The organism is Paraburkholderia terricola (genome assembly GCF_900142195.1).
GTDB lineage: Bacteria > Pseudomonadota > Gammaproteobacteria > Burkholderiales > Burkholderiaceae > Paraburkholderia > Paraburkholderia terricola.
Genome location: NZ_FRAB01000022.1, coordinates 22,255 through 34,616 on the forward strand (window position 1 = coordinate 22,255; position 12,362 = coordinate 34,616).

Here is a 12,362-nt window from a genome sequence, read left to right on the forward strand (position 1 = left end):
CCAATACGAGCTGCGCGCATTGCCTGAAGCAGATCAAGCGTCACGATAAAAACCGGGCTGCCTTTGCCAAGGCAGCCCGTTTTGTTTTCCGCCGCGACGCAAGCGGAGGAATCGGCTCGCGCTTACTGCTTGACCGGCCGCTTCGCCAGCTTGCGCTGCAGCGTCCGGCGATGCATGTTCAACGCACGCGCGGTAGCCGAAATGTTGCCGCCATGCTCGGCGAGCACGCGCTGAATATGCTCCCACTCAAGACGCGCGACCGACAACGGCGTCGGATGCTCGATCGCCTCCTCGGCTTGCAGCGCGCTCGCCTCGCTTTGCAGCGCCGACAGGATCGTCTCGACGTTGGCCGGCTTGGCGAGGTAGTTGTCGGCGCCGTCTTTCACCGCCTGCACCGCCGTCGCGATACTGGCATAGCCGGTCAGCACCAGCATGCGCGCGTCGGGCTGCAAGTCGCGCAAGGGCGCGACGAGCGTGAGGCCGGAGTCGTTGCCGAGGTGCAGGTCCACCGTGATCTGGCTGAACTTCTGCTGATTCGCCAGCTTGATCGCCTCCTCGGCGTTATGCGCCTCGCTCACCGTATAACCACGCCGGGTGAGACCGCGGGCGAGGATGCCGGAGAACACCTCATCGTCGTCGATCACCAGAAAATTCTTGTCACTCATGCCTGTTTCTCCGTGTTGGATGGCGCGGCGCCCTGGCGGCCCGCGCCTGCTAATTTGCGCCCCGCGAGCGGCAGTCTCAGGACTGCGCGCGTGCCGCGCGGCTTGATCGGGCTGACATCGGTCAGTTCGATCGATCCGCCGAGACGCGCGGCCGCCGAAAACGCCAGATAGAGGCCCACGCCGTGCCCGCCTTGCGTGCTGTCGACCGGCATGGTGCCGAGCGACCCGCGCAGCGGCGCCGGAATGCCGGGGCCCGCGTCGCATACTTCGAATACGATCTGGTCGCCGCGAACCGCAAGCGCGCAGGACAACGTCACGTGATCGCGACTCGCGCGCGCGGCGTTGTCGAGCAGAATCGTGAGAATCTGACTCACGGCAACCGTATCGTCAAGGCTGACGTCCGCGGGCGGCACGCCGAGCCGTTCGAATTTCACATGCGGATGCCGCAAGCGCCACTGCTCGCCGAACGACTCGAGCCACTCGCCGATCAGTTGACGGTTGGTGGTTGTCGATGCGCGGCTACGCAATCGGGCAAGCGCCGACGTGCACAGTGTCATCTGCTGTTCGAGCAATTCCAGATCGGCGCTGTACGGCGCGAGTCCTTTGTCGGTGCGCGCCGCGTCGCGCAATTCCTCGGACAGCATCGCAATGGTGGACAGCGGCGTGCCGATTTCGTGCGCGACGGTGGCGGCCTGCACGCCGAGCGCGACCGCGCGTTCATCGTGAAGCAAGCGCTGCTGCGCTTCTCCTAGCGCTGCGTCACGTAGCCGCAGAGCCCGCGACATACGCGCGACGAACCACGCGATCAGCCCGACGCTGACCATGAAGTTCACCCACATGCCGGCCCGATAGTAGTCGAACAGATTCGCGGGGTTGTCGAGATTCAGCGGCACGGAGTCGAAACCGAGTACCGCGTAGCAGGCCACGGCGAACGCCGCGAGCCACGCCATCAGATGCCACGGCAACACGGCGGCGGCAATCGCGAGCGACGGCAGATATAGCGAAACGAATGGATTGGTGGTGCCGCCGGAGAGAAACAGCAGCGCGGATAATGCGCCGAGATCGACCCAGATCTGGCCGAACAGCTCCATATTGGACTCGGGCCGCTGCTGCGAGACGCGCCACCATGTGAGTGCGTTGAAGATCACTTCGAGGGCAATCACAAGCAGCATCGCGGGCAACGGCAAGTGCACGCCGACGAACATCTGCACGACCGCGATCGTCACCAGTTGCCCGATGATGGCGAGGCTGCGCAGCCAGAACAGATGACCGAGATTGACCCGGCCGGTGTTGGTTATACGATGCATGACTCTTTAGCTCACCTGTTCGGACCGGTACGACTTATGCAGCCACCTCGCGCGGGTAAGATGACATTTTTTGCGAACGCCTCGCACGGACCGATCGGTCATCATCGGTTCTTCCACCGCACAATCCACTCATGCAGCCCACCTCTGATAGCGAGACGCACGCCCTCTCAGCGTTCCTGACCTTCCTGCTGCGCGCCGCCGCGGCCAGGAAAAACGGCGCGGCCGAAGAGGAGGCTCGATGGCTCAACGCCGCGGCAGAAATCCATCCGCTCGACGACGCCTCGCTCGATTCGCTCGCCGCCGCGCTCCGTGAGCGCAACCGGCACGCCGACGCGATCCAACTCGCCGCCATTATTGCCCAACTCGATCCCCAAAGCGCCATTCCGCACTTCCGCCTCGGCTACACACTGCAGATGACAAACCGGCACGCCGACGCAATCGCGCCCTATCGCCGGGCGCTCGCAATCGATCCGCAGCTTCCGCGCCTGCGCGGCAATCTCGCCGCCGCATTGATGCTTACCGGCGGCGACCTGAGCGAGCAACTGGCGCTACTCGAGAGCACCGTCCGCGACGATCCCGACGATGCGGACGGCTGGACCAATCTCGCGAACGTATACCGCATGAGCATGAACGTGCCGCTCGCGATCGAAGCCGGCGCGAGAGCCGTGCAATGCTCGCCGGGCAGCCCGCTGGCGCACAACAACTATGCGCTGGCGCTGCGTGAGGCACAACGCTGGGACGAGGCGGCGCAAGCGGGAGAAGCGGCTTGCGCGCTGGCGCCCGACGACGCGAAGATGCGCTCCAATCTCGCGATGCTGCAACTCGTGCGAGGCGATTACGCGGCCGGTTGGCTCTCGCACGAAGCGCGCTGGGAGGGCGCCCAGGAACTGAGCGGCAACCGCCCCGTCATGCCGGCGCCCACCTGGCAAGGCGAACCGCTCGGCGGCAAAACGCTGCTGGTGTGGGGCGAACAGGGCATGGGCGATCTCTTGCAGTTCTGCCGCTACATGCCGATGCTGGCCGAGCGTGTTCATCGCGACGGCGGCCGTCTCGTCTGGAATTCGTTTCCGCAGATGGGCGCGCTGCTCGCGCGCAGCCTCGGTCATCATGTCGACGCTTATTCGGCCGGCGGCGGTGTCGATTCGCTCCCGCCGTTCGATTACGAAATACCGCTACTCAGCCTGCCGCTGATTTTCGACACGCGCGAAGACACGATTCCGCGCGCCACGCCGTATTTGCACGCGGACGCGGCAGCCCGCGCGTCGTGGCAAGAACGGCTCGCCGGAGAAACGAGGCTCAAGGTTGGACTCACGTGGACCGGCAGCCACGGCCATCAGCGCAATCCGTTCCGGCGCGTCGGTTGGGAACGTTATGCGGCCCATTTCAGCGGCATGCGGAACGTGTCCTTCTATTCGTTGCAACCGGGCGCGAACGCCGACGTTGCGGCGGCGCGAGCAGCCGGCCTGCCCATGACGGACTACACCGCCGAATTCAGAACCTTCGACGATACCGCCGCATTCGTCAGCGCGCTCGACCTCGTGATCACTGTATGCACGTCGGCCGCGCATTTGAGCGGCGCGCTCGGCCAGCGCACCTGGGTGCTGCTCGACGTCAACCCGCATTGGGTCTGGTTACTCGATCGGCGCGACAGCCCGTGGTATCCGAGCGCGACGCTGTACCGGCAGCCACGGTTCGGGCAATGGGAGCCGGTGCTGGAAAACGTCGCCCGTGACCTGAGCGCACTCGCGGCCCAGCATCGCGTGGCATAGAGCGCCGCGTTTCGTCGAAGCCGCGCCGCTTGCGCCTGCTTCAGGACGAACCGGCGTTCGGTCGCTCCCGAGCCGCTCGTGCAATTTCCGCGGCAAGACATTCGGGACACAGGCAACGGCCGGCCGCATCGAGTCTGTCTGCCGGCAATACCGGCATCTCGCGGCACCAGCACTCGGACGGCTGGGCATGCATGCCGCAATCAAAAGCGTTACCGCAGCGCGGGCAGCGCGCGCTGCCTTCGGAGCGGGAGGCGGACGGTTTCATGACGTGCCAGGTGGTCTCGCTTCAGCCTTGGTCAGGAAATGATGCCACGACTGGCGAAGCTCCGTCAGTCGCCCATTCGGCCAATTGCGGGGCGCGTCTCAACAGCGGTACGCTCGATCGTCGGCTACAGGTTGCGGGCCGCCTCTACGCGGTGTACAAAACCGGCGCGCTCAGGCGTTGCCGTCGCTGTCGAAAACCCTGTTGCAACGCGCCAGTCCTGTACAATTCGCCCTGTTTTAACCGTCCCGTGCCCGAGCCTGCCGCCATGTCCGAGCTTCCCGACCTTTCGCAGATTGCGCCCACCCTGAAGGCTGAAATCCTGGCCGAGGCGCTGCCCTACATCCGCCAGTATCACGGTAAGACCGTGGTCATCAAATACGGCGGCAACGCCATGACCGAAGAGCGCCTGAAGCAAGGCTTCGCGCGCGACGTGATCCTGCTGAAGCTGGTCGGCATCAACCCGGTCATCGTGCACGGCGGCGGTCCGCAAATCGATCAGGCGCTGAAGAAGATCGGCAAACAGGGCACGTTCATCCAGGGCATGCGCGTCACCGACGAAGAGACGATGGAAGTCGTCGAATGGGTGCTCGGCGGCGAGGTGCAGCAGGACATCGTCACGCTCATCAATCATTTCGGCGGTCATGCGGTCGGCCTCACCGGCAAGGACGGCGGCCTGATCCACGCGCGCAAGATGCAAATGCCGGATCGCGACAACCCCGGCCAATACGTCGACATCGGCCAGGTGGGCGAAGTCGAGGCAATCAATCCGGCCGTCGTGAAGGCGCTGCAAGACGACGCGTTCATTCCGGTGATTTCGCCGATCGGCTTCGGTGAAGACGGCCTGTCGTACAACATCAACGCGGACCTGGTCGCCGGCAAGCTGGCCGTGGTGCTGAACGCGGAAAAGCTGGTCATCATGACCAACATTCCGGGCGTGATGGACAAGGAAGGCAATCTGCTCACCGATCTTTCAGCGCGCGAAATCGACGCCCTGTTCGCCGACGGCACGATCTCCGGCGGCATGCTGCCGAAAATCTCGTCGGCGCTGGACGCGGCCAAGAGCGGCGTGCGTTCGGTGCACATCATCGACGGCCGGATCGAGCACTCGGTGCTGCTGGAAATCCTCACCGAACAGCCGTTCGGCACGATGATCCGCTCGCATTGATTCCTGCCTCAAACCCGGCACGCACGGCGCGCTCGCAAGACGCGCCATGTGTGCCGCGTCGTTTCACTGCTGCGTTGGCCGTTATCCCGCTGCACGCCAGCGTCTCACGCCGACACACTCACCCTTCCTCGATCGCCGTCCGCGCCGCGAACCGTCCGCGTTTGCCGCGTAATGCGACCGCTCGCGCCTGAACGGCGCCTTTCATCATGCGCACTCCCACTTCCCGACGCCGCCGCCCGCACATCGCTGGCGGCCGCCCGGTCTGGCTGTTCGATCTCGACAACACGCTGCACCGCGCTTCGCACGCGATCTTTCCGGCGATCAATCAGGCGATGACGCAGTACATCATCGACGCGCTGCAAGTCGAAATGGACGAAGCCAATCGCTTGCGCACCGGTTACACGCAGCGCTACGGCGCGACGCTGCTCGGTCTCGCGCGCCACCATCCGCTCGATCCGAACGACTTCCTGAAGGTCGTGCATACGTTTCCCGACCTCGGTTCGATGATTCGCCACGAACGCGGTGTCGCGCGCCTCGTCGCGGCGCTGCCGGGCCGCAAGATCGTGCTGACCAACGCGCCCGAAAGCTATGCGCGCGCGGTGCTCGCCAAACTGCGCATCGAGCGTCTGTTCGAACAGGTGATCGCCATCGAGCACATGCGCGATCGCCGCAACTGGCGCGCCAAACCCGACCACGCGATGTTGCGCAAGGCGATGCGCGACGCGCATGTGTCGCTCAAGGACGTGATCCTCGTTGAAGACACGCGCTCGCATTTAAAGCACTATCGGCGCCTCGGCATCCGCACCGTGTGGATCACCGGCCATCTGCCGCGCAAGCCGCATGCGGACGGCGTGCCGACGCGCCTGCCGGGCACCGGCCGGCCGCACTATGTCGATCGGACCATTCGTTCGTTAAAATCGCTTCGACTGGGCACCCGCTCGGTTCGATTGAAGGGACAGCAGGGACGACAGCCATGCAGCCGATCGACAAGCCCGACGAAGCCTTAGCCGAACACGAGCGCACAGCGCCCGTCGCCGCGCGCGCGCAGCGCCTGAAGCCGGGCGAGCGCCGCGTCCACATCCTGCAGACGCTCGCCGCCATGCTGGAGGCGCCGAAGAGCGAAAAGATCACCACGGCGGCGCTCGCCGCCCGGCTCGGCGTGTCGGAAGCGGCGCTCTACCGCCATTTCGCCAGCAAGGCGCAAATGTTCGAAGGGCTGATCGAGTTCATCGAGCAAACCATCTTCGGGCTCATCAACCAGATCGCCGACAAGGAAAGCAACGGCGTGCTGCAAGCCCGCGCGATCGCGCTGATGCTGCTCAACTTCCCCGCGAAGAATCCCGGCATGACGCGTGTGTTGACGTGCGAGGCGCTGGTCGGCGAGCACGAACGGCTGACCGAGCGTGTGAATCAGATGCTGGAGCGCGTCGAGGCGTCGTTGAAACAATGTCTGCGAGTGGCACACATGGAAGCGGGAGCAACCACGGGCGAAAACGTTGCCGTCCCGCTGCCCGCCGGCTACGACCCGGCCGTCCGCGCGAGCCTTTTGCTGAGCTATATCATCGGCCGCTGGCATCGCTATGTGCGCAGCGGTTTCGCGCGCATGCCCGCCGAACATGCCGACGCGCAGCTCCTGCTAATTCTCCAATAGTCCACGCCGCGCATCTCGGATGATGTCGCGCCAGGACTGTGCCCGCGACGCTGCCGCATGGGATTTTCCGCTATACTTTGCGCCTGACTGCGGCACCACGAAGCATCCGGGGCCGCGCTCCTGAACATCCATCACGCGCCGATTTGCTGACTCGATTGCGGGCGCGCGAACTGCCGGGAAGATCCCGCGGTTCACTATAAATGCGGCTAAAGAGGTCGTCAGCCGCGCACACAGTCGTTCCTCTCCGTGCTTCGCCGACGCCATCTAGCCGCCCTGTCTTTGTCAAATGGCGGAATGAATGGAATCGATCGGTATCGTCGCTCCCCAAAAAATGCATTTCACCGAGCCGCTGCGTTTGCAGAACGGCAGCTCGCTGGACGGTTACGACCTGATGGTCGAGACCTACGGCACGCTCAACGCCGCGCGCAGCAATGCGGTGCTGGTATGTCACGCGCTCAACGCCTCGCATCACGTGGCCGGCGTGTATGCCGACAATCCGAAGGACCTCGGCTGGTGGGACAACATGGTCGGCCCCGGCAAGCCGCTCGACACCAACAGATTCTTCGTGATCGGCGTGAACAACCTGGGCTCGTGCTTCGGTTCGACCGGGCCGATGAGCATCGATCCGGCCACGGGCAAACCGTACGGCGCGACGTTCCCCGTGGTGACGGTCGAAGATTGGGTCAACGCCCAGGCGCGCGTCGCCGATGAATTCGGCATCACGCGCTTTGCCGCGGTGATGGGCGGCAGCCTCGGCGGCATGCAGGCGCTCGCGTGGAGCATGATGTATCCCGAGCGTGTCGCGCACTGCATCGTGGTCGCGTCCACGCCGAAGCTGTCGGCGCAGAACATCGCGTTCAACGAGGTGGCGCGCTCGGCGATCCTGTCGGATCCCGACTTTCACGGCGGCAATTACTACGCGCACAACGTGAAGCCGAAGCGCGGCTTGCGCGTCGCGCGCATGATCGGCCATATCACCTATCTGTCGGACGACGACATGGCCGAGAAATTCGGCCGCTCGCTGCGCCGCGCGGAAGGCGCGCTCGATGCGTACAACTTCAACTTCGACGTGGAATTCGAGGTGGAATCGTATCTGCGCTATCAGGGCGACAAATTCGCCGACTACTTCGACGCGAACACGTATCTGCTGATTACCCGCGCGCTCGACTATTTCGACCCGGCCAAGGCCTTCGACGGCGATCTGACCGCCGCGCTCGCGCACACCACGGCGAAATACCTGATTGCAAGCTTCGCAACCGACTGGCGTTTCGCGCCGGCCCGCTCGCGCGAACTGGTGAAGGCGCTGCTCGATCACAAGCGCACGGTCACCTACGCTGAAATCGACGCGCCGCACGGCCACGACGCCTTCCTGCTCGACGACGCGCGCTATCACAACCTGATGCGCGCTTATTACGAACGCATTGCGAACGAGGTGAACGCATGAACCAGCGAGCACTCGATTACCTGGCGCTACGCCCGGACTTCCGCGCGATCGCCCGCTGGGTCGAAACGCGCGCCACCGTGCTCGACCTGGGCTGCGGCGACGGCTCGCTGCTGTCGCTGCTCACCGAAGAGCTGGACGTGCAGGGCTACGGCATCGAAATCACCGACGCGGGCGTGCTGGCGTCGACGCAAAACGGCGTGAACGTGATCCAGCAGAATCTGGAAGACGGCCTGCGTCTGTTCGAAGACCGCAGTTTCGACTTCGCGATTCTGTCGCAAACGCTGCAAACCATTCATCAGACGGCGGCGATCCTGCGCGAGACGGTGCGCGTCGGCAAGGAATGCATCGTCTCGTTCCCGAATTTCGGCTACTGGGCGCACCGGCTTTCGGTCCTGCAAGGCCGCATGCCGGTGTCGAAGTCGCTGCCTTATCAGTGGCACAACACGCCGAACGTGCGGGTGCTGACCATCAAGGATTTCGAGGCGCTCGCGCCCGAAGTCGGCATCGAGATTCTCGACCGCGTCGTCCTCCACGAAGGTCAGGCGGTGCGATGGGGGGCGAACTGGCGTGGTAGTCTTGCGGTCTATCGCGTCAAGAAAAGCTAACGCAAGTTATCCACATGTCGAACCCGCCGCATGAGGCGCCCGCACTTACCGCTCACGAAGAACATCCCGGCTGGCGCGCATTCCTGAATACGCGCATGCTGATTTGCGTCTTTCTCGGCTTCACGTCGGGATTGCCGCTGTTCACGCTCGTCTATCTGGTGCAGGCGTGGTTACGCTCTGAAGGCGTCAACCTGAAGGAAATCGGCCTGTTTGCGCTGATTCAGTTTCCGTATACCTGGAAATTCATCTGGGCGCCGCTGATGGACCGCTACGTGCCGCGTTTTCCGGGCTGGCGTCCGGGCAGACGGCGCGGCTGGATGCTGGTCACACAGATTCTGGTCGCCGGCGCGATCGCGACGCTCGGCTTCGTGTCGCCGCGCGATTCGATCTGGACGGTGGCCGCGTTGACGGCGCTCGTCGCGTTCTTCGGCGCAAGCCAGGATATCTCGATCGACGCCTACCGGCGCGAACTGCTGAGCGATACCCAGCAGGGGCTCGGCAATGCGGTTCATGTGAACGCTTACAAGATCGCGGCGCTGGTCCCTGGATCGCTCGCGCTGATTCTGTCCGACCATTTGCCGTGGACCACCGTTTTCATCGTCACGGCAGCGTTCATGCTGCCGGGCATGGTGATGACGCTAGTGGTGCGCGAGCCCGAAGTGCATGGCACGCCGCCCAAGAATCTGCGCGAGGCGATCGTGCAGCCATTCAGCGAATTCATTCACCGCGACGGCTGGCGCGGCGCGCTGTTCGTGCTCGGCTTCATCTTTCTGTACAAGCTCGGCGACACGATGGCGACCACGCTGTCCACGTCGTTCTTCCTCGATATCGGCTTTTCGCGCACGCAGGTCGGCGTGATCGCGAAGACTACCGCGTTCGGCGCGAGTCTCGCGGGCGGGATCGTCGGCGGAATCTGGCTGATGAAGATCGGCATCGGCCGCGGGCTGTGGATTTTCGGCGTGCTGCAAATGGTGTCGACGCTCGGTTTCGCGTGGCTCGCGCATCTCGGGCCCGCCTCGCCGGGTCTCGTGGTGATTTACGACATCGCCGTGTGGCTGAGCGAGGGCACGACGAAGCTGCTGGCGCTGGTGGGCATCGACTGGGCCGTGCAGCTCGAGCCGCGCTCGGTCGCGCTGGCGCTCGTCTACGGATTCGAGACTTTTTCCACCGGCCTGACGATGGCGGCTTTCACCGCGTATATCGCCAGCACCACCGATCCGCGCTACACGGCCACGCAGTTCGCGCTTTTCACGAGTCTCGCTTCGGTGCCGCGCACGCTGGCGTCGGCGGCAAGCGGTTACGTGGTCGCGCAGATTGGCTGGTTCGACTACTTCATCGTCTGCACGGTGCTGGCGCTGCCCGGCATGCTGCTTCTGCTGCGCATCGCGCCGTGGAGGACTCAGTCGTGACGGCGCTTGCGGCTACGCGCGCGGGGCGCCGGGATAGCGCCAAGGCGCAGGCGTTCCAGCCTGGCCGCATCGCGCTGCATGTCGTATGGGCGCTCGGCTGCGCGGGCCTCGCATGGGCCGTCGTGCCGTTGAACGCCTACGCCACGGCCCCGGCGGCCGGCGTTAGCGCACCGACATCGGCAACCGCAACGGCACCCTCCGCAGCGCCAACGGCAAAACCGGCGCAGAACCCGGCGAGCCCCGAGAATTCGACATCGACGCCCGGCGCGAACAGCGCCACCAGCGCCGGCAGCGCGCCCGCGGCCGTCACGCCGCCTTCGCCGCAACCGCCCCCGGCGCCGGTGACGCCGCGCACGCCCGCGGCCACATCGTCACCGCCCGCAGCCGCCAAGGCGCCCGCCGCCACGTCGGCAACCGCCGCCAGCGTGCCGGCGTCGCCCTCGTACGGCCCCAACACACAGCTACGCTACGGCGGCTACCTGGTGTTCCGCAATCTGATCCCCTCGCCGGTGCTCGAAACGCAAGCCGCCGAAGAGTTCGATCAGATCGCCTATGGCGCGGAGCACGCGAATCGCCTGTACGGCGATGCCGACGCGCACGTCACGCGCGTGCGTTCGATGCTCGACAAGATGATTCCCTACTCGCTGAAATGGAACGAGCGGGCCAAGGGCTGGAAGTGGGACGTCGCGGTGGTGCGCTCGAACGATATCCGCATGTACTGTCTGCCTGGCGGCAAGATCGTCGTGTATAGCGGACTGCTCGACCGGGTGCGTCTGAACGACAACGAACTCGGCATGCTGCTCGGGCATGAGATCGCGCACGCGCTGCGCGAGCATGCGCGCGAGCGGCTCGGCGAACGGCAGGCGGGACAGATCAGTTCGTCGGGCGCGATCCCGCAACTCTTCGGTCTCGCCGATCTCGGCGTGGCGCCGCTCGGCATCGGTTCGCAGTTGCTCGAAATGAAGTACGAAAACACCGACGAGACGGAAGCCGACGTGATCGGCAGCGATATCGCATCGCGCGCCGGCTTCGATCCGCGCGCAGCCATCGGGCTATGGGACAAACTGGCGGCGGCGACGCGCGCCAACCGCGAGCAAGGTTTCATCTACGTGCATCCGTACACGCAGGCGCGCCGCCAGGACATCATCAAGCGCTTGCCGGATATGTTGCCGCTCTACGCAAAGGCCATCGACAAAACGATCGACGAGCTGCCCGACTACGGCGGCATAGGCCGTCCGCGCCGCAAGCTGGCCCGCGAATGAATTTCGCGAGCCGCACGCCGCGTGCGGCGCGGGCAATGGCTACTTGTCGATCTGGTGATCGTAATCGACGGTCAGCGGCGCATGGTCGCTGAACTTGATGTCGCGAAACACGTCGGTGCGCTTCGCCTTGCTCGCGATGCCCGGCGTCGCGATCTGATAATCGATCCGCCACCCAACGTTCTTCGCATAAGCCTGGCCGCGATTGCTCCACCACGTGTACTGCTCCGGCCGCTGGTCGAGCGTGCGGAACACGTCGACGTAACCCACTTCGTCGAACAGCCTGGTCAGCCATGCGCGCTCTTCCGGCAGGCAGCCTGAGTTCTTCTGGTTGCTCTTCCAGTTCTTGATGTCGATTTCCTTGTGGACGATGTTCACGTCGCCGCACACGATCACCTCGCGCTCCCTGGTGAGTTCAGCGAGATGCGGCATGAATTCGTCCATGAAACGGTACTTGGCCTGCTGACGCTCGTCACCGCTCGACCCCGACGGCACATACACCGAGATCACCGACAGCTTGCCGAAACGCAATTCGACATAGCGCCCTTCCGGGTCGAACTCCTCGCTGCCGAAACCGATCACCACTTCGTCCGGCTCATGGCGGGTGTACACGCCCGCGCCGCTATAGCCTTTTTTCACCGCATGCTGGAAGTAGCCGGTGAAATCGTGCGGCGCCATGAATTCCGGCGTCATATCGTCCTGCGAGCATTTGATTTCCTGCACGCACAGCACGTCGGCCTGCTGCTCGCCGAACCACTCGAAAAAGCCCTTCTTGGCCGCTGAGCGGATGCCGTTCAGGTTGGCGGTAATCACACGCAACATG

At 64.4% G+C, this 12,362-nt stretch carries 12 protein-coding genes; 8 read left to right on the forward strand and 4 right to left on the reverse strand.

Going from position 1 to position 12,362, the window contains the following annotated elements:
* Positions 1–122 precede the first annotated feature (122 nt).
* Together BUE39_RS19280 and BUE39_RS19285 are read right to left on the reverse strand one after the other, a co-directional pair.
* Entirely contained in the window at positions 123–665 is a 543-nt protein-coding gene (locus BUE39_RS19280) for a response regulator transcription factor (protein ID WP_073430327.1), read from the reverse strand.
* Entirely contained in the window at positions 662–1,972 is a 1,311-nt protein-coding gene (locus BUE39_RS19285) for an ATP-binding protein (RefSeq protein ID WP_073430328.1), read from the reverse strand. Before BUE39_RS19285 ends, BUE39_RS19280 begins: the two co-directional genes overlap by 4 nt.
* Before the next feature lie 131 nt (positions 1,973–2,103).
* Between BUE39_RS19285 and BUE39_RS19290 the strand changes: the two genes are divergently transcribed.
* Complete coding sequence (locus tag BUE39_RS19290; RefSeq protein ID WP_073430329.1) at positions 2,104–3,741, forward strand: tetratricopeptide repeat protein; 1,638 nt, start codon at positions 2,104–2,106, stop codon at positions 3,739–3,741.
* Between the two features lie 40 nt (positions 3,742–3,781).
* On the opposite strand, the gene BUE39_RS19295 is transcribed toward BUE39_RS19290, so the two are convergent.
* On the reverse strand, positions 3,782–4,006 hold the full coding sequence (locus BUE39_RS19295) for a cysteine-rich CWC family protein (protein ID WP_073430330.1): 225 nt from the start codon (positions 4,004–4,006) through the stop codon (positions 3,782–3,784).
* A 265-nt stretch (positions 4,007–4,271) separates the two neighbouring features.
* Between BUE39_RS19295 and argB the strand changes: the two genes are divergently transcribed.
* The 7 genes from argB to BUE39_RS19330 all read left to right on the forward strand — a co-directional run bounded on the left by argB (position 4,272) and on the right by BUE39_RS19330 (position 11,542).
* Positions 4,272–5,171, forward strand: coding sequence for an acetylglutamate kinase (argB, locus tag BUE39_RS19300; RefSeq protein ID WP_073430331.1), 900 nt, complete (start codon positions 4,272–4,274; stop codon positions 5,169–5,171).
* 206 nt (positions 5,172–5,377) lie between these two features.
* Positions 5,378–6,178, forward strand: a complete 801-nt coding sequence (locus BUE39_RS19305) for a pyrimidine 5'-nucleotidase (protein WP_073430332.1) — start codon at positions 5,378–5,380, stop codon at positions 6,176–6,178.
* A complete protein-coding gene (gene slmA, locus BUE39_RS19310; protein ID WP_073430333.1) occupies positions 6,145–6,822 on the forward strand; it encodes a nucleoid occlusion factor SlmA in 678 nt (225 codons plus the stop codon). Before BUE39_RS19305 ends, slmA begins: the two co-directional genes overlap by 34 nt.
* 298 nt (positions 6,823–7,120) lie before the next feature.
* Positions 7,121–8,266 (forward strand): homoserine O-succinyltransferase MetX, encoded by a 1,146-nt coding sequence (metX, locus tag BUE39_RS19315; protein WP_073430334.1) that lies wholly within the window; start codon positions 7,121–7,123, stop codon positions 8,264–8,266.
* The gene (metW, locus tag BUE39_RS19320; RefSeq protein ID WP_073430335.1) at positions 8,263–8,871 is read left to right on the forward strand and encodes a methionine biosynthesis protein MetW; all 609 of its coding nucleotides are present in this window, start codon (positions 8,263–8,265) and stop codon (positions 8,869–8,871) included. Before metX ends, metW begins: the two co-directional genes overlap by 4 nt.
* A gap of 14 nt (positions 8,872–8,885) precedes the next feature.
* On the forward strand, positions 8,886–10,280 hold the full coding sequence (locus BUE39_RS19325; protein WP_073430336.1) for an AmpG family muropeptide MFS transporter: 1,395 nt from the start codon (positions 8,886–8,888) through the stop codon (positions 10,278–10,280).
* Positions 10,281–10,348: 68 nt separating this feature from the next.
* Positions 10,349–11,542, forward strand: a complete 1,194-nt coding sequence (locus BUE39_RS19330; RefSeq protein WP_073430390.1) for a M48 family metallopeptidase — start codon at positions 10,349–10,351, stop codon at positions 11,540–11,542.
* Between the two features lie 39 nt (positions 11,543–11,581).
* On the opposite strand, the gene BUE39_RS19335 is transcribed toward BUE39_RS19330, so the two are convergent.
* Complete coding sequence (locus BUE39_RS19335) at positions 11,582–12,361, reverse strand: exodeoxyribonuclease III (RefSeq protein ID WP_073430337.1); 780 nt, start codon at positions 12,359–12,361, stop codon at positions 11,582–11,584.
* Position 12,362: the final 1 nt, after the last annotated feature.